The organism is Eisenbergiella tayi (genome assembly GCF_001881565.1).
Classification (GTDB): Bacteria; Bacillota; Clostridia; order Lachnospirales; family Lachnospiraceae; genus Eisenbergiella; species Eisenbergiella tayi.
Genome location: NZ_MPDJ01000003.1, coordinates 327,537 through 343,932 on the forward strand (window position 1 = coordinate 327,537; position 16,396 = coordinate 343,932).

Annotated in this window: 16 protein-coding genes; 13 read left to right on the forward strand and 3 right to left on the reverse strand. The window is 42.8% G+C overall.

The window, feature by feature from the left end; all coding sequences use genetic code 11:
- Positions 1-65 precede the first annotated feature (65 nt).
- From BLA28_RS12695 to BLA28_RS12755, 13 genes are all read left to right on the forward strand, one after another.
- Positions 66-1,517, forward strand: coding sequence for an aminoacyl-histidine dipeptidase (locus BLA28_RS12695; protein ID WP_069159018.1), 1,452 nt, complete (start codon positions 66-68; stop codon positions 1,515-1,517).
- 15 nt (positions 1,518-1,532) lie between these two features.
- Complete coding sequence (locus tag BLA28_RS12700) at positions 1,533-2,567, forward strand: threonine aldolase family protein (RefSeq protein ID WP_069159019.1); 1,035 nt, start codon at positions 1,533-1,535, stop codon at positions 2,565-2,567.
- Positions 2,568-2,767: 200 nt separating this feature from the next.
- Entirely contained in the window at positions 2,768-3,088 is a 321-nt protein-coding gene (locus BLA28_RS12705; RefSeq protein ID WP_169897245.1) for a helix-turn-helix domain-containing protein, read from the forward strand.
- 53 nt (positions 3,089-3,141) lie between these two features.
- A complete protein-coding gene (locus BLA28_RS12710) occupies positions 3,142-3,696 on the forward strand; it encodes an RNA polymerase sigma factor (protein ID WP_069159021.1) in 555 nt (184 codons plus the stop codon).
- Positions 3,693-4,625 (forward strand): hypothetical protein, encoded by a 933-nt coding sequence (locus tag BLA28_RS12715; RefSeq protein ID WP_069159022.1) that lies wholly within the window; start codon positions 3,693-3,695, stop codon positions 4,623-4,625. The genes BLA28_RS12710 and BLA28_RS12715 overlap by 4 nt, the downstream gene beginning before the upstream one ends.
- A gap of 100 nt (positions 4,626-4,725) precedes the next feature.
- Entirely contained in the window at positions 4,726-5,196 is a 471-nt protein-coding gene (locus tag BLA28_RS12720) for a hypothetical protein (RefSeq protein WP_069159023.1), read from the forward strand.
- Positions 5,197-5,414: 218 nt separating this feature from the next.
- Positions 5,415-6,239: a helix-turn-helix domain-containing protein gene (locus BLA28_RS12725; protein ID WP_069159024.1), complete on the forward strand. Its 825-nt coding sequence runs from the start codon at positions 5,415-5,417 to the stop codon at positions 6,237-6,239.
- 344 nt (positions 6,240-6,583) lie between these two features.
- Positions 6,584-7,978 (forward strand): ABC transporter substrate-binding protein, encoded by a 1,395-nt coding sequence (locus BLA28_RS12730; RefSeq protein ID WP_069159025.1) that lies wholly within the window; start codon positions 6,584-6,586, stop codon positions 7,976-7,978.
- A 95-nt stretch (positions 7,979-8,073) separates the two neighbouring features.
- The gene (locus tag BLA28_RS12735) at positions 8,074-8,967 is read left to right on the forward strand and encodes a carbohydrate ABC transporter permease (RefSeq protein ID WP_069159158.1); all 894 of its coding nucleotides are present in this window, start codon (positions 8,074-8,076) and stop codon (positions 8,965-8,967) included.
- Between the two features lie 14 nt (positions 8,968-8,981).
- Entirely contained in the window at positions 8,982-9,830 is an 849-nt protein-coding gene (locus BLA28_RS12740) for a carbohydrate ABC transporter permease (RefSeq protein WP_009250683.1), read from the forward strand.
- Positions 9,831-9,866: 36 nt separating this feature from the next.
- Positions 9,867-10,865, forward strand: a complete 999-nt coding sequence (locus BLA28_RS12745; RefSeq protein WP_069159026.1) for a Gfo/Idh/MocA family protein — start codon at positions 9,867-9,869, stop codon at positions 10,863-10,865.
- Positions 10,866-10,885: 20 nt separating this feature from the next.
- Positions 10,886-11,914, forward strand: a complete 1,029-nt coding sequence (locus BLA28_RS12750) for a zinc-dependent alcohol dehydrogenase (protein ID WP_069159159.1) — start codon at positions 10,886-10,888, stop codon at positions 11,912-11,914.
- A 194-nt stretch (positions 11,915-12,108) separates the two neighbouring features.
- Positions 12,109-12,822: a 3'-5' exonuclease gene (locus BLA28_RS12755; RefSeq protein ID WP_069153876.1), complete on the forward strand. Its 714-nt coding sequence runs from the start codon at positions 12,109-12,111 to the stop codon at positions 12,820-12,822.
- A gap of 91 nt (positions 12,823-12,913) precedes the next feature.
- Here the strand turns inward: BLA28_RS12755 and BLA28_RS12760 are convergent, their stop codons facing one another.
- From BLA28_RS12760 to BLA28_RS12770, 3 genes are read right to left on the reverse strand one after another with little or no spacing between them, the layout of a single operon-like run.
- Positions 12,914-13,366 carry a helix-turn-helix transcriptional regulator gene (locus tag BLA28_RS12760; RefSeq protein ID WP_044968124.1) on the reverse strand — a complete coding sequence of 151 codons (453 nt, stop codon included), beginning with the start codon at positions 13,364-13,366 and terminating at the stop codon, positions 12,914-12,916.
- A 59-nt stretch (positions 13,367-13,425) separates the two neighbouring features.
- Entirely contained in the window at positions 13,426-14,286 is an 861-nt protein-coding gene (gene xrtK / locus BLA28_RS12765) for an exosortase K (protein WP_141702987.1), read from the reverse strand.
- Positions 14,276-16,324 carry a VIT and vWA domain-containing protein gene (locus tag BLA28_RS12770; RefSeq protein ID WP_069159028.1) on the reverse strand — a complete coding sequence of 683 codons (2,049 nt, stop codon included), beginning with the start codon at positions 16,322-16,324 and terminating at the stop codon, positions 14,276-14,278. Before BLA28_RS12770 ends, xrtK begins: the two co-directional genes overlap by 11 nt.
- Positions 16,325-16,396 lie beyond the last annotated feature (72 nt).

Genomic DNA, 16,396 nt, shown 5'->3' on the forward strand with positions numbered 1-16,396 from the left:
GAGTTTGAGTCATTAGCGTAATTAATACACATATAAAATGACCGGTCAAAAGGAGAATATAGGATATGAGCAAAGTAAGCCAGTTGGAACCCAAGTCGGTTTTTCACTTTTTTGAAGAAATCTGTGAGATACCCCATGGCTCCGGAAATGTGGAGAGAATCAGCAATTACCTTGTGGATTTCGCTAAAGAAAGGAATCTTGCTTATTTTCAGGATGAGCTGAAAAATGTGGTTATTATCAAGGAAGCCACTGCCGGATATGAGAAAGAGGAACCTGTGATTCTTCAGGGGCATATGGATATGGTTGCGGTAAAGAAACCGGACTGCGCCAAAGATATGACGAAAGAAGGCCTTGATTTGGATGTGGACGGAGATTATCTTCTTGCCAGGGGAACGAGCCTGGGCGGGGATGACGGGATCGCCGTAGCATATGGGCTGGCTCTTCTGGATTCGGAAAGCATTGCCCATCCCCGTCTTGAGGTGGTAATAACCGTGGACGAGGAAACCGGAATGGAAGGAGCCAATGGAATTGATCTTTCTATGTGCAGGGGACGCCGGATGCTGAATCTGGATAATGAAGAAGAAGGCGTGCTTCTGACAAGCTGTGCGGGAGGAGCCAGGGTTCACGGCAGGCTGCCGGTGGAAACAGAGAAAAAGCAGGGCTGCCGGCTTCTGATAGAAATAGGCGGACTGACAGGCGGCCACTCCGGGGCGGAAATTGATAAGGGAAGAGCCAACGCAAATTGTCTCCTGGGAAGGCTCATACATTTCTGCAGAAAAAAAGGTGACGTCAGGTTTATGTCTGTGGAAGGAGGCAGTGCGGATAACGCAATCCCTTCGGCTTCCAGGGCGGAGCTTTTTGCGGAACAGGATAATTGTGCGGATTTGGAAGATTCTTTAGGGCAGCTGGAAAAAATACTGCAGAGAGAATATACGGTTACGGATTCGGGAATCAGGATCCGGGTATTGGAAAAAGGACAGGGTGAATGGAAGGTATTTACGGAGGAAAGCACTAAAAAGGCGGAGATGCTTCTCTTTATGATGCCGAACGGAATCCAGAGCATAAGCGCGGATATCAGCGGACTGGTGCAGACCTCTCTGAATCTCGGTATCCTGCGGACAGAAGGCAGGGAAGTGGAGTTGGATTACTCCGTGCGCAGTTCCGTTATGAGTGAAAAAGAAATGATTATTGATAAGGTTTGCCTGCTTTTGGAATCCCAGGGAGGAAAATGGGATATTTCAGGTGACTATCCCGCTTGGGAGTTCAAACAGAATTCGCCCCTTCGTGAAAAGATGGTGAAGGTATATGAAGAGATGTACGGAAAATCCCCCCGAATTGAAGCGATTCATGCCGGTCTGGAATGCGGAATACTTGCAGGAAAGCTGCCGGGACTTGATTGTGTATCCATCGGCCCTGATATGAAGGATATCCATACACCGGAGGAAAGGCTGAGCATTTCTTCCACTAAGAGGGTATGGGATTATGTTCTTGAAATACTGAAGAAAAAAGAGAATTAAGGAGCGGGAATTATCATGATTTTATTTCAATGTGACTATAACGAAGGCGCGCATCCCAGGATTATGGAAAGAATGATGGAAACGAATTTGGAGCAGTCCCCCGGTTATGGGGAAGACGCGCACTGCCGCCGGGCAGCGCAGCTCATCTGTAAGGCCTGCGGAAATGACAGGCTTGCTGTACATTTTCTGGTAGGAGGAACCCAGGCCAATATGACAGTGATTGATGCGGCGCTTCGTTCCCACCAGGGAGTGATTTCAGCAGGGAGCGGCCATATCAACGTTCATGAGACAGGCGCTGTGGAATCCCTTGGACATAAAGTCCTGGCGGTACCCCATAAGGACGGCAAGCTGACCGCGGCTCAGGTGGAAGAACTGTACCAGTCTCATATCCATGACAGTTCCTTTGAACATATGGTTCAGCCTAAAATGGTTTATATATCAAACCCCACGGAATACGGGACCCTTTACAGCAGAAAAGAGCTGGAAGAGCTGAGCCGGGTATGCAGGGAACATGATTTGTATCTGTTTATGGATGGAGCCAGGCTTGGTTATGGGCTGGCGGCACCTGATAATGAACTGGATCTCCCTTTTCTGGCAGAGCATTGTGATGTCTTTTATATCGGAGGGACTAAGGTAGGCGCCCTGTTTGGGGAAGCTGTGGTAATCGTGAATGAGGAACTGAAAAAAGATTTCCGTTATTTTATCAAACAAAAAGGCGGTATGCTGGCAAAGGGAAGATTGCTCGGCATTCAGTTTGAGACACTGTTTGAAGATGATCTATATATGGAAATTTCCCGGCATGCAATCCGCATGGCGGAAAAACTGAGAGAGGCTTTCCGGGAAAAAGGTTATCCCTTTCTTGTGGAGAACAGGACAAATCAGATTTTTCCTGTAATGCCCGATTCCGTGCTGGAAAAACTTTCCGGCAGTTATGGGTACAGTTATCAGGAGCGTGTGGATGATACCCACAGCGCCGTACGCTTTTGTACCAGCTGGGCTACCAAAGAAGAAAATGTAAATAGTCTCATTGAAGATTTGAAGAATTGCTGACAGACCGTCCTGCGGATAGAAATTGCGGGAAGGGAGAGGAAACGCTCCCTTCTCTTTTTTACTATATAACATAAAATCATAATTAACAGGAGCATTTTTGAAGTAAATACAAACATATAGTTTCTAAAAAGCCATTCCTAATCACAGTATCATAATAACGTACAACTTGGAAAAAACTGGAAATGGGAGGGATTGGCGGAATGGCAGCAACTCAGGTATTAGTGGAAATGGGAGAACGTCTTCGCAGGCAGCGGAAGAAAATGAAGTTGACACAGGAAGAGACAGCAGAACTGCTGGAGATATCAACAACCTTTTATGGGGAAATCGAAAGAGGCAACAAAAGGCTTTCCATAGAAAAAATATTGCTTGTATACAAAAAAATGGATTTAGATCCTACATATCTTTTGACAGGAGAGATGACTTCGAATAAAATGCTGGTAGAAATATTTAAAGACTGCCCTAAAGAAAAAGAACACATTTTGGAGCAGATTCTTATATATTTGAAAATGCTGTGTAAATAAGTTTGACTGAAGAAGGGTTACCGGGACAGATACGAAAGAGGATATGGTGGACAATGGATAATAGCAAGGAATTTTTTGACGAACTATATAATTCTGAGTTTACTCAGATAGAAAAATATGTCCGCCGTATGCTTTATGACAGTAATGCCGTGGAAGATATTGTGCAGGAAACTTTTTTTGAAGTTTACAGGAAAAGAGAAGAACTGATGAAGCATCCCAACATCAAGGGCTGGTTACGTGTGACGGCTAAAAACAAGGTGATGAAATGGGAAGAAAAGCAAAGAAAGTACAGCCTGGATTTTGATTTCCTCATAGATAATACTGTATCGGATTTAAACCCTAAAGTCGATGATTTTAAAATGGTGGAGGTCTATACTGCGGTTAAAGAAATTTTGTCAGAGGAAGAATTGGAGCTTTTACGCTGTTATTATGAATATGGTTATACTTCGCAGGAAATAGCACAGAAGCTGGGCGTCACAGAGACCTGCTTTAAAGTACGTATTCTCAGGATGAAGCAGAAAATACGCAACAGCATGCTGCTGCCATTTCTTTTTGGTGTTTGCGGAGTATTATATCAGCTGATTATATTCATAGGAGACAAGATATGACACAGTCGAAAGAGCTTCAAAATGAAAAATTGATTAATGATCTGTATGAAAAGCTGCATTGGTATACGTTTGAAGCCAGCGATGAACAGTTTGACGCCGAAGAAGTGGATGCCATCGTGCAGCTTTTGGATGTATTGGAGCCGATGAAAGAGGACCCGCGGTTTCCGTCTGATCCTGCGGCGGCCAGAGAGCGGTTTAACAGGCGGTTTGGGGTGGAAGAAGATAGGGCCGAGCGTTTAATTGAGGGAGTGGCTGATGTAGAAGGGGATGAAAGCGTTAAAATATCGAATAGTATGTCTGTGGCAGGGATAGGTAGTGGTAAGGCAGGGATAAAAAAAGTCTGGAAGAGAAAAAAGGTGTTTGTTCGAATAGGTGTAGGAGTTGCGGCCTGTCTGGTGTTGATGTTGTCGGTGAATGTGGGGAGTTATGCTTTGAAGAAGAAGTCGTTCTTTGAGGTAGTTCAGGATGGGATTGGCAGAACAAAACTTACTGTAACGGGAAATGAAGATATTCTGACAGAAGGTAAAAGTGAAATAGAATTTTCTTCGTGGAAAGAGGTTGAAAATTATTTAAATGTAGAGTTATTAAAGCCTGATTATTTGCCAGCCAATTATGAACTTGATACAATAACACTATCGAAATCTGGAGCTAGAACAGTACTTTTGGTTATATATGAAAACCGATTATCAAGTAATGACTTATCAATTGAAGTAGATTTTTTTGAAGGTGATTATTCTGAACGTATTCTGGTAAATGATCCAAACTGGATACTACTAGATGATATTCATGATGGATTAAATTCAGAATATTATATGAGTGATACATATAAGAGCGTTAAAGTTATGTTTACTAAAGACAAAAAAATGTATATATTGTTATGCCAAGAAACTGTGCAGGAGTTGAAAAAGATAGCAGAAAGTATGAAATAGATATATATATCCAAATTGATTATGTAACCTTTTTGTAGATTTTGCGAATACACAGATGTGTAGATTTGAGGAGGTATACAAAAGAAAAGAGGTTACGGATATGGGAAAAAGATACTTAGTTTTATTATTAGTCATCAGTATATTTCTGAATGTTCCAATGAAAATTAATGCGGCAGAAATTATGGAATATAATTCAGATATGCAGGTTCTTAGCAAATCTATTGTTAGTGGTAATCGTACAAGAAGTGGGGAACCCTTTTTATTTGATTGCGAACTGGCAATTGGTATAGCGAAAAATGGGCTTGGTGTAGAATTCACAACAAGATGTTCAACAGATGCAACTGAAATAGGAATCAAAGATGCAGTTCTTCAGGAAAAAACGCTTTTGGGTTGGAAAAATATACCTATTAAGGATTATTGTGATTATGACCAGCGCATATATATCGGAGCTGTAGTATATGTTAAAGCTGAGGCTGGAAAGACATACAGAGTGTCCTGTACACATTATGCTATTATAGATGATGTAGAACTTACGTTAGATAATTATACAGATGAAATAGTTTATAATTAATTTATTTTTCCTCAAATTTACATTGTATTTATTGTCAGATTAATTTTGATGATTATTCGTAGATAATGAACTGTCATAATGCAGATATGCTGTTATGGCAGTTCATTTTAATTTATGGATTATATGATTATATGAATACGGAAGCCTCATTGTAGAAACTACATATCAGTGGTATAATAAATTTCGGATATCATTACAAATGGCTCATAGGAGGAACTATGGATCAGCATATAGAACAGCTCATGCGGATGGCAAGTTTGGAAATAGAGGCATATGATATGCAGACGAGGAGAGAAATGTCTTCTCTGAATCGAAGAATGCCCTGTTATGTTATGTCGTATTTACAGTTAGGAACAGCTATATTAGAAATTTACGACGAGGTTTATGAAGTCGGACCGGGCAGTATTGTTATTATTCCAGAGAACGTGTTACATAGCCATTATAAAACGGATTGTAAGCCCGCCACATTTTTGTGGTGGCATTTTTCTTTTAAAATTCAATATACAATAGATGCCCTGAAATTGTTTAACTTTCCGGTGGTATCTTATCTGAAAAATCGTGAGGAATTTGAAAAGATATTTCACAGGTTTTACGATGGAAGCAGGGAAATGAATAAATTATCGGAATTGTTAATGCATAGGGCCTGTGGTTTGGAACTGATGGCATATCTGTTTGAAGAACTGATAACGGATAAAAGATTATTGGTTAATGCCAGGATACCCGAGGCATTCTGGCAGATTTTCCGTATGCTGAACGGTGAAGATATTCAGCGAATTACATTGTCGGGACTGGCGCAGCAGTTTCATATGAGTCCGACTTATATTTCTAATCGATTTAAACATTATTTCGGAATTTCTCCTATCGCAATGAAAAACAGAATCTTATTTGAAAGGTCTAAGTTAATGCTGACGGACAGAGATATGACGATAAGTGAAATCGCAGAGGAGACAGGATTCGAAAGTATTACCGGTTTTACTCACTTTTTTTCACAGAGGGCTGGTCAGAGCCCCAGTGAATACCGTTCCCAAAATCGTCACTATTAAAAGCTGCTGATTATATAAAAATTGGACAAGTTTAAGAGCAGAATAAGGCAAGTGAAATGTATGGATGCATTAACTTGCCCTTTTTTTATACATATGAATATATTTATATTCAGCGATAAGAAAAAATGCACTATATTTTGAAATATATAAAAATAAATTATGCGAAATGACGAAGGAAAATATTGTTATAAATTATTTTCTGCCTGATTAAATAAATACTATTATGGATCAGAATATGTATTTTGAACAAATAACGAATAAGAATAATCATTCCAAAGGAAATCAGTCAAACCTATAATTAGTCTATCACATAAAAACAAGGAAGGTTATGAAAGGAGTCAACTATGAGAAGAAAAAGATTGCTATCTGTCACAGCATTGATGCTTACTGCATCTATGGTTTTTACCGGATGTATGAGCAGTACTGTGAAGAAGAACGCAGAACAAAACGAACCGGCATCTGCTCCGGAGGCAGTGGCAGAGAACAACACATCAGAAGCTGTATCAGATGAGGAAGGTGAGGCAGAGGAAGCCTATACTGATATTGTATTATGGGACGATTCTACGGATGGAGACGCTAATACTTTATTTCAGGAACTGGCAGATGGCTTTGCAGAGAAATATGGCGTGAATGTGGAGCGTGTTGTCATAAAGGGTGAGGACCTGCGTACAACGGTAAAAGCTGCTATTAATTCAGGGGAAGGACCTGATATCTTCACATATGACAGTGGTGCAGGGTATCTTGGGGTACTCGCAAAGTCAGGACTTGCCTATGATTTGACAGCAGTGGCAGAACAGGATAGCTGGAATGATTTGTTTAAAGAAAGTGCATTGGATGCTTGTACCTTTGATGGGAAATTATATGGTGTTGGAAACCAGCTCGAATCTGTCGGAGTATATTATAATAAGGATATATTTGATAAATATGGATACTCAGAGCCTTCTACTTATGAAGAATTTGAAGCAATATGTGCGGAATTAAAGGAAAACGGCGAACTGCCATTGATGCTGGATGATTTGGATCAATGGCCAGGTTATCATTATGAAAGTATATGGCTGAATGCGTTTGCTGGGTGTGATGCAGTATCTGATGTCCTCGCATTAAAGAGCCAATTTAATCAGGATGATTTTGCGCTCGGGCTTGATAAGCTGCAGGAGATTGTAAAAAATGGCTGGACCATTGAATCGCCGAATGCCATGGGGCATGATGATGCCAGAAAAATGTTTCTTTCCGGCAAGGTGGCCATGTATCCGACCGGTACTTGGGAAGTAGGAGCTTTTGGCGGTGAAGAAGGATTGGGGGATAAGTGCGGCTTTTTCTTCCTTCCCGCTCCGGAAGGAAAGGAAACAACGGGTGTGTTTGGTCTGGGACAGGCAATTGTGGTTAACGGCAAATCCGCGAATACATATACGGCTGTCAAATTCCTGGAATATATGTTCAGTGATGAAATAGTAAATAAATGGCTGGATGCAGGTTTTATACCGGCTACAAATAATACAGATATCACAGCATGTGATGTTACCCCTTTATTTGCCGATGCAGCGAATACCATTGTGACTGCGGATAAGATGGGAAGTAATCTGGATGTTTTGCTGCCTTCCAAAGTAAATGAAGTGACGGCTAATAATATACAGGAACTTCTGGCCGGGAAAAAGACCGGAATGGAATGTATGGAAGAAAAACAGAAGATTCTTGATGAAGAAGTGGAAAAAGGTAATTTTGAGGCGATTGTGAATTAAAAAGGATTGAATAAAAAGGCGCAGACTGCCTGCGGTATGTTAAGACTTAAATGCTGCGCCTTTTGTTTTGGCAGGGAGGAAAGGAGAGATACAGCGTGAATATCTCCATTAAACAAAGGCGCAAAATTGGAAAATGGTGCAGAGCTATGCTTTTTGTTGCACCTGCATTATTATGTTATATTATTTTTTCTATAATTCCTATTTTTAATACCATTGAGTTGAGCTTCTATGAGTGGGATGGGGCTTCCGCTTTAATGAATTTTGTGGGGTTAGATAATTATAAGGCTATTTTTCAAAATGAGATTTTCTGGAAAGCCCTCAGCCACAACATATTCTGGATTCTGTTCACTGTTTTTATACCCACAATTTTTGGTATTATTCTGGCGGTATTGCTGAATCAGAGTTTTGTAAAAGGCAGACTTTTATTCCGGGTTATTTTTTATATGCCTGCTATTGTTTCCATGGTTGCCGTTGGAATCGTCTGGAACTGGATTTTGAATCCGGAGTTTGGCATACTTAACAGGGCGCTCAAATTTATCGGCCTGGATTTTCTGGCATTTAATTGGCTGGGAGATGAACATACAGTTATGTGGGCGCTTCTGATTGCCGGAAGCTGGGTCCATTATGGTTTCTGTATGGTAATTACCATGGCAGCACTTTCCGGCCTGGATGCATGTTATGTAGAAGCGGCAAAGCTGGAAGGCGCAAATCCTGTACAGACATTTTTTTATGTGACACTTCCCCTGCTTAAAAATACATTTACACTGCTTGTATTGAATTCATTAATCGGTTCTTTTAAGGTTTTTGAAATTGTCTATATTATGACGAAAGGCGGGCCGTATCATTCCTCTGAAGTTATTTCGACATTAATGTACCGTACTGCATTTATGGACAGTGAATTCGGAATGGGATCCGCAGTAGCGGTGGTACTGTCGGTTATTATAGCAGTGTGTTCCGCTGTTTATATGAAATACTCAGAAAAAGAATAGGGGGTGTAATGATTATGAAGGAGCGAAAAAAATATCCGGTTAGAAAACTGGTAAAACAGATATTTACATATGCTGTCCTGATAGCTACATTTTTTATTTCCATACTCCCCTTATACTGGATGTGGCAGGCCGCACTGGTGCCGACAGATCGATTGAACATGGATCCGTTCGCCCTGCCTGTGAAAATCACGTTTGACAATATTATAAAAGCATGGACCGTAGGTAAAATGAGTACGTATATGATAAACAGTGTTTTAGTTGCGGTTCCCAGAGTGGCAGGGGTATTAATTCTGTCCTCATTGGCAGGTTATGCATTTGGAAAGCTTAAGTTTTGGGGACGTGATAAAATATTTTCCTTTATGCTTTTTGGAATGATGATACCTGTTCAGGCAATGGTAATACCATTATATTATAATCTGCAGAATCTGGGTCTGATTAACACCAGGTGGGCGATGGTTATTCCGTATTTTGGTTTATCGATGCCATTTGCCATATTTATGATGAGGGCTTTTTTCAAAGATTTACCGGAGGAGTTAATCGAGTCGGCTTCCATTGATGGATGCAATGAGTTCACTACATTTTATTATATTATGATGCCGCTCATTAAACCTGCATTATCAGCACTGCTGGTATTTGAATTTATGTGGTCCTGGAATGACATGTTTATTCCCATGCTGGTAGTGTATAATGATTCAGCGAGGACTCTGCCTTTGGGGCTTATGTTCTTTTTCGGAAAATATACGGTAGATCATTCTTTGGTTGCGGCAGGTGTAACCATATGTACATTGCCGGTTGTTATTGTATATACATTGTTTCAGAAGAGTTTTATTACGGGAATAACTGCGGGAGCAGTGAAAGGATAAGCGCAGAATAATTGAAGAAGACGGGAGAACGAAAAAATGGATAAAGTAAAGGTTGGAATTTTAGGCGCAGGTGGTATGGGAAATGTGCATATTGAAAATCTTCTTAAAATAGAAGAGGCCGAGGTTAAGGCTGTATGTGATATCGACGGACAGAAGGCAGAAAAACTGGCAGCTATGGCTGGTGCTGCGGTATATGCTGATTTTGATGAGATGCTTGAAAAAGAGGAACTGGATGTACTTTATATCCTTTTGCCGCCTTATGCACAAGCAGGACAGTTTGAGAAAGCTGCGGATAAAAAAATACATATATTTATCGAAAAGCCTATCGCCATTACAAGTGACAGAGGAAAAAGCATGGTGGATGCGGCAAGAAAGAACGGGATAAAAACACAGGTAGGATTTCATATGAGATATGGAACTGCTGTCAGTAAATTAAAGAGATTAATTGAAGATGGATCAGCCGGAAAACCTGTATTATTTAATGGAAGATATCAGTGCAATTCCCTGCATGCGCCATGGTGGAGAGATGTAAATTTATGCGGCGGACAGATTTTTGAACAGGCGATTCATGTATATGACATCTGTCGTTATATGTATGGACATCCGAAAGCGGTGGCAAGTTTTATGGGAAATGTATGCCATGCGGATGTGCCGGGCTATACAGTGGAAGATGTAAGCGTATCAATCAGCAGCTTTACCACTGGCGCGCAGGCATCTATCACGGCAAATAATTGTTCGGTTCCCGGCAGATGGGATGCTTTATTTGATATGATATTTGAAAAGGTCAGTGTTTTTTTCAAAAGCCCGGATGAAGCGGAATTCCATTATATAACCGGCGAAGGGGAACGGGTGGAATATTTTAATGAACCGGCTGATCATAAATTTTTGGAAGACGAGGATTTTATCAGGATGGTCAAAGAGAACAGAACGGAATTCTGTCCGGTAGAGGAAGGGCTGAGAAGTCTGCTGTATGTGGAAGCTTCCCTGTTCTCAGCTAAAATGGATGGAGAGAAAATGCGTGTGGAAAATTATTAAGAATGTGGGGAGTGGATGAAATGAGAGAATTACTGGCAAATGAAAATTATATTCCTCAGCTTTTTGAATATGAGGAAAAACCTCTTGAAAAAGGTGAAGTACGTGTAAAATGCATATATGGGGCTCCAAAGCATGGAACAGAAATGACAGGGATTAAGGAACAGCCTTTCGAAGAAAAATACTATGATGAAGAGATGAAGATATTCCTGCAAAGGGAAGAGAAGGTCAGTTCTGTATACAGCGGTTTAGGCAATATGTGGGTAGGAACAATAACGGAAGTAGGAAGTGATGTGGAAGCGTATCATGTAGGAGATCAGGTGGTCGGCTACGGGAATCTGGCACAGACACATACGGTTAATGCGCAGGAACTCCTTGTAATGCCGGAAGGGATGACCTGGAAACAGGCAATGTGTTATGATCCCATGCAGTTTGCATTAAGTGCAGTCAGAGATGCGAAGTTAAGGCTGGGAGATACCGTATTGATTTCCGGCCTGGGCGCTATCGGACAAATGGCGGCACAGGCGGCAAAAGCAGCAGGGGCTTCTCTGGTTGCGGTATCGGATCCGATTGAAATAAGGCGAAAAGCAGCTTTGGAAAACGGAGCGGACATCGCATTCAATCCGTTAGAGTGTGATATGGGAATGGAACTGCGTAAACTGACAAATGGTGTGGGAGTTGATGTGGTGATTGAAACGAGTGCCAATTATAAAGCTCTCGAACAGGGAATCAGGGCACTGGCCTATAATGGAAGCATGGCATTGGCAGGCTGGTTCAAAGAATGCCATATTCCCATACATCTGGGCAGGGAAGGGCATTTCAACCAGCAAAATATTTTCTTTTCAAGGGCCTGCAGCGAGCCGAACAGGGATTACCCAAGGTGGGATTTTGACCGGATATGCAAAGAAAGCTGGAAACTGCTGGGAACAGGGAAAATACAGTGTGAGAACATTGTATATCCAATTGTAGATTTTAATGAGTGTGACAAAGCGTACATTCATTACATCATCGAACATCCGGATGAAAGTATTAAAATGGGTGTAAAATTCTGACAGCAATACAAATAGGCCGCTTCTGTCTCCAAGGCAGGAGCGGCCCTTTCATACAAAAAACAATGGCCATATTATCCTTTCACTAAACGAAATAAAGACAAAATGAAATAAAAAGTAGAATAAAACCTGTTTCTTCTTTTCCTTTTCGTAGTATAATAAAGCCATCCAAAAGAAAGGAATGACCACAAAAGAAAATGTTAAAATCATACATAGCCTTCGACCTGGAAACAACAGGGCTGGATCCGGAGCAAAATGAGATTATAGAAATCGGCGCCCTTAAAGTAAGGGATGGAAAAGTGGAAGAGAGATTTATGGAGTTTATCCGTCCCTGCCAGCCTGTTTCCAAGACGATAACGGATCTTACGGGGATTACCAATGAGATGGTGGCGGATGCGGAGGACAGTAAGACTGTTATTCCCGCTTTTCTGGAATTCTGCGGGAATGATGTGTTAGTGGGCCATAATATCATATTTGACTATAGCTTCATGAAAAATCAGGCGGCCATTCTGGGCTATGGCTTTGAAAAGCAGGGAGTGGATACTCTGAGGATTGCGCGGAGGGTACATAAGGATATGCGTTCCAAAAGCCTGGAGGCCTTATGCTCCTATTATTCCATAGTGAATTCCGCCGCTCACAGGGCTTATCATGATGCTCTTGCGACAGCAAAGCTGTACCAGACGCTGGCGCATTATTATGAAGAAAAGGAACCCCAGGTCTTTCAGCCGGTGGTTCTTAATTATAAGGAAAAGGGAAGGGAGGAAATGCCTGCGACGAAAAAACAGGTGGATTTTCTTATGCGCCTGGCCGTACAGAAAAAGGCGGCTGTAACCTGGGATCCGGATAAGCTGACTAAGAGTGAGGCTTCCGGATTAATTGAAAGCCTTCTGTCCGGACAGGGAGGAAAGTAATCGTTAATTGCTTTTGAAAAAGGTTCTGTAAAGCAGCTGTACCTGCCGTATTTTCTATGGAAAAGAAAATACGGCAGGCAGGAAAACAGGTTTACTGGCCTTTTGCATTCCAGATATTTGCCAAAATATCTTTTAGTACAAGGAAGGCGTCGATATCATTATATCCATACTCTTTTTTTAAACGATCTGTCATTTCTTTTAATTGGTCCGCGTAATCCTTGATATTAACCTCATTCTGATAGGAGGTTAAAATCGGATATTTTTTACCCCAGACCTTTGTCCAGTCTACTTTCTTTTGTGTTTCTTCGCTTGTGTTTTCAATGACCTGTTCTATTTCTTTTAAATTTACGTCAAAGTCAATCAGTTCATCTAAAGACAGATGATACAGGAGCGCCAGTTTCTTTGCCTGGCGTATGTCAGGAAGGGTTTCATCTGTTTCCCATTTCGAAATAGTCTGCCTGCTTACCCCCAGTTTTTCAGCCACCTCTTCCTGGGATAAGCCGCTTTTTTTCCTTGCGTTAAATAAATTGTTTCCTAAGTTCATATATCTTACCTCCTCGTTTCGTATGAGATAAGTATAAGGGGGAAGGAAAAGAAAATCCATCAATTATGTTTTGCATTTATGCAATTATTATTAACATTCCTGAAGTTCTGTTTTTTCCTTTTAACAATGGAAAAAAAGGAGGGCAGGTAGGCGAGGAGAATAAGAATCAGGCATACGGTTCCCAAGGTGAGGGTATATTCTGTGAAATTCCTTTCGTTGCCCGCGTAGGCTCCATTCAGGAAGGGGATTCCCAGCGCAATGGCAAAGTACCAGAACACGGGCGGCAGGCATTTGCGCAGTGTACCAAGGATGAGGGAGGAGAAACGGCCGGGCTGCCGCACAGGGGCTTCTGTTCGGTGTATTTCCTCAGGCTTTCCCGCTATCAGGACGGCAAGGTTTCCGGCCGGTCTGTATAGGATAAAGAGGGCGGTGAAATATACGACGGCCCCTGTTATCGTATGGAGCCTTTCCGCTGTCATCCACCCGTTGTCCCACATATTCTGCGGAAGGGCCAGGGGCAGATAAATGGAGAGGACGATCCGAAGGCCGTTTATCAGGATCGTGTAAATGTAGGAAATAAGGAAGCTGAGTATGGTCCAGCATATTCCTTTTTTTCGTGTGGGCATTCTGTGTACGAAGGAGTAAAGCAGCGTTGCTGCGGTAATGAGCATGAACTGGACGCCGGAGCAGGAAGGGGCTATGATGAAACGGAAGGAATGGCTGACATAGCCGGAGCCGGGTTCATAGTCAAAAGGAATCCCGCTGAGGATTCTGACCCAAAGGGAGGTCGGGGCCAGAATCCATTTAAGGTCGGGGACGGAAGCTTTGCTGTAAAAAAGCTTGATGCCCAGAATGAAGAGCAGGCCTGTCAGGTAGAAAATCCCGTTTTGCCGCAGCATTGCTTTTGCATTATTTTTCATCTTGCGCTCTTTCTTTACTGAAAGCAGGTTTCTTTTTACTGTTTTGGTACCAGACATTTAGAAGCACTGCGGCGGCCATGAGAAGGACAAGAAGGAGGCTTCCCGGTTCCGAGCCGACAGTGTAGCCGTTTCCTATGGCCCATTCGGATACATTCATGGGGATAGGAAGGGGCTGTTTTACATCGGTACTTTTTCCTTCGGTGTTGCGTACTTTTTCGGTAACGGCAATGAAGGAGGTATAGGGGGTCATCATGCTGTAGCGCAGTCCCAGTTCCGTCACTTCTTTTTTGGCATTGGCCTGGAGGTCTTCTGTCATTCCGTAATCAGTCAGCCGTTCCACTCTGGTGCGTGCCCACAGGTATTGTATGATGTTATTGGCCTCCAGGGGAATCGCGGCAGATACAGGAATATCTTCCGCATAGTCCCGGCCGCCGGTCTTGCCGGTTATGTGTATGGTTCCGGATGGCTCTCCTTTCCATTTGCCGAAAAGGACGATGGGTCTGCTGGCAAAGAGGGTGGAAAGGGTGGGAGGCTCGATATCATAGACGTCAAAGCCGTCATAGGTTACCTGAACATCGGTCAATACGGGGGACTGTATATAAGTACGGAAACGATCGGCAGTGGCGGCGGCTTCCGAAGGATCGGTTACCACAAAGGATTCGCCCAGGCCGGTTTTGGCAATCCCGTCAATCAGATAGCGGTTGACGGAGCTTCCGATTCCGAAGGAGAAGAAATTGGTGGTGCCGATGTTCCTGCCGATGATATCGAATATCTCTCTTTCACCGGAGATATAGCCGTCGGTAATGGCAATGACGCTGCGCGCTGCGCCGGGGGAGGCAGGAATGGCGAGTGCCGTTTCCAGGGCAGGAGCCAGTTCGGTACCGCCGCCGCCTTCTTCATTGTCAATGAGGGCAAACGCCTTTTGTACATTTTCCGCTGTGGCAGGTACGGATTCCGGTGACATCTGAATAAGGGAATCGGAAAACAAAATGACATTAAAACGGTCGGTTTCCCGGAGGCTGCCTGCCAAATTCCGGATGAGTTCTTTTGAGGTATCAAGAGGAAAGCCGTACATGGAGCCGGATACATCCAGAATAAAAATATATTCTCTGGGAGGAATCGTTTCAGGAGTATAACGTTCCGGTGGCTGGACCATGAGCAGGAAGAAGTTTTCCGATTCTCCGGTACCCAGCATCAGGCCGCTGCTTATTTCCGTGCCTGTGAGCTTATAATCCAGGATAAAATCCCGGTTCCCGGCAAATTCTTCCGGATTGGAGAGGGAGATCCGGGCGGAGGTCTGATTGTCCCATGCCACATCAATTTTGTGGGAGCCGCACTGCAGATCCGTAATGGGTACGCCTGCGGAAAGATTGACATTAATGTTGTATTTTTCCCTGGGGGTATCTCCCAATCTCAGAAAAGGGCTGGCAATCCATGTTTCCGCCTTCAGGCTTTTGGGAACGGAAGGGCTTGTATAACGGGGGCCGGCCACGGTGGGAAAGACGAACTGATAGATGCCGTCGGTGGGAGTAATCATTTCCGTATAATGCAGTTCAATGCGGATGATATCACCGGGCATAACGTTTGCCACGTCCATGGTAAAGACATTGGGCCGCTGCTGTTCAAGCAGGGAAGCGCTTTTCCCTTCGCTTTTAGCCTGCTCATAATCATGTCTTGCTTCTTCCTTTTCCTTTATTTTGGCAGTGATGATCTCATCCCCGATTTCCATTTTCATGCCATGGATGGTTACTCTGGAGGAAGCCGGAAAGACATAGGTGGCGTTTATCGGTTCCTGGCCTTCGTTGGAATAGGTCTGAGTGACGAAGGTTTCGGCAAAAATGCCGTTGATATTTACAGACACATTGGTTTCCTTCAGCGGGAAGCTGTCTGTCGCCGTATCCATTCCATCGATCAGAAAGTATGGAGCGAGAGTGGCGTCGGTATCGTCATCGTATTGTGCTCCGCAGATAGTAGTAGAGTGTGCAAAGAACAGTAAAAGTGTAAAAAGGATGCATAGCCGGTGTTTCATTTTTCTCATGATATTTACCCCTCATTCGTCTGGCGGACTGCTGAAATTAAGTATCCGCCGTTTCTGTTTTTTCTCCGCGGA

Bases quoted from the DNA above. Each gene is read 5' to 3' on its own strand.
- BLA28_RS12720 (WP_069159023.1), top strand. From the start codon at position 4,726: ATGGGAAAAAGATACTTAGTTTTATTATTAGTCATCAGTATATTTCTG.
- BLA28_RS12745 (WP_069159026.1), top strand. From the start codon at position 9,867: ATGGATAAAGTAAAGGTTGGAATTTTAGGCGCAGGTGGTATGGGAAAT.
- BLA28_RS12725 (WP_069159024.1), top strand. From the start codon at position 5,415: ATGGATCAGCATATAGAACAGCTCATGCGGATGGCAAGTTTGGAAATA.
- BLA28_RS12700 (WP_069159019.1), top strand. From the start codon at position 1,533: ATGATTTTATTTCAATGTGACTATAACGAAGGCGCGCATCCCAGGATT.
- BLA28_RS12750 (WP_069159159.1), top strand. From the start codon at position 10,886: ATGAGAGAATTACTGGCAAATGAAAATTATATTCCTCAGCTTTTTGAA.
- BLA28_RS12695 (WP_069159018.1), top strand. From the start codon at position 66: ATGAGCAAAGTAAGCCAGTTGGAACCCAAGTCGGTTTTTCACTTTTTT.
- xrtK (WP_141702987.1), bottom strand. From the start codon at position 14,286: ATGAAAAATAATGCAAAAGCAATGCTGCGGCAAAACGGGATTTTCTAC.
- BLA28_RS12710 (WP_069159021.1), top strand. From the start codon at position 3,142: ATGGATAATAGCAAGGAATTTTTTGACGAACTATATAATTCTGAGTTT.
- BLA28_RS12715 (WP_069159022.1), top strand. From the start codon at position 3,693: ATGACACAGTCGAAAGAGCTTCAAAATGAAAAATTGATTAATGATCTG.
- BLA28_RS12770 (WP_069159028.1), bottom strand. From the start codon at position 16,324: ATGAGAAAAATGAAACACCGGCTATGCATCCTTTTTACACTTTTACTG.
- BLA28_RS12705 (WP_169897245.1), top strand. From the start codon at position 2,768: ATGGCAGCAACTCAGGTATTAGTGGAAATGGGAGAACGTCTTCGCAGG.
- BLA28_RS12730 (WP_069159025.1), top strand. From the start codon at position 6,584: ATGAGAAGAAAAAGATTGCTATCTGTCACAGCATTGATGCTTACTGCA.
- BLA28_RS12760 (WP_044968124.1), bottom strand. From the start codon at position 13,366: ATGAACTTAGGAAACAATTTATTTAACGCAAGGAAAAAAAGCGGCTTA.
- BLA28_RS12755 (WP_069153876.1), top strand. From the start codon at position 12,109: ATGTTAAAATCATACATAGCCTTCGACCTGGAAACAACAGGGCTGGAT.
- BLA28_RS12740 (WP_009250683.1), top strand. From the start codon at position 8,982: ATGAAGGAGCGAAAAAAATATCCGGTTAGAAAACTGGTAAAACAGATA.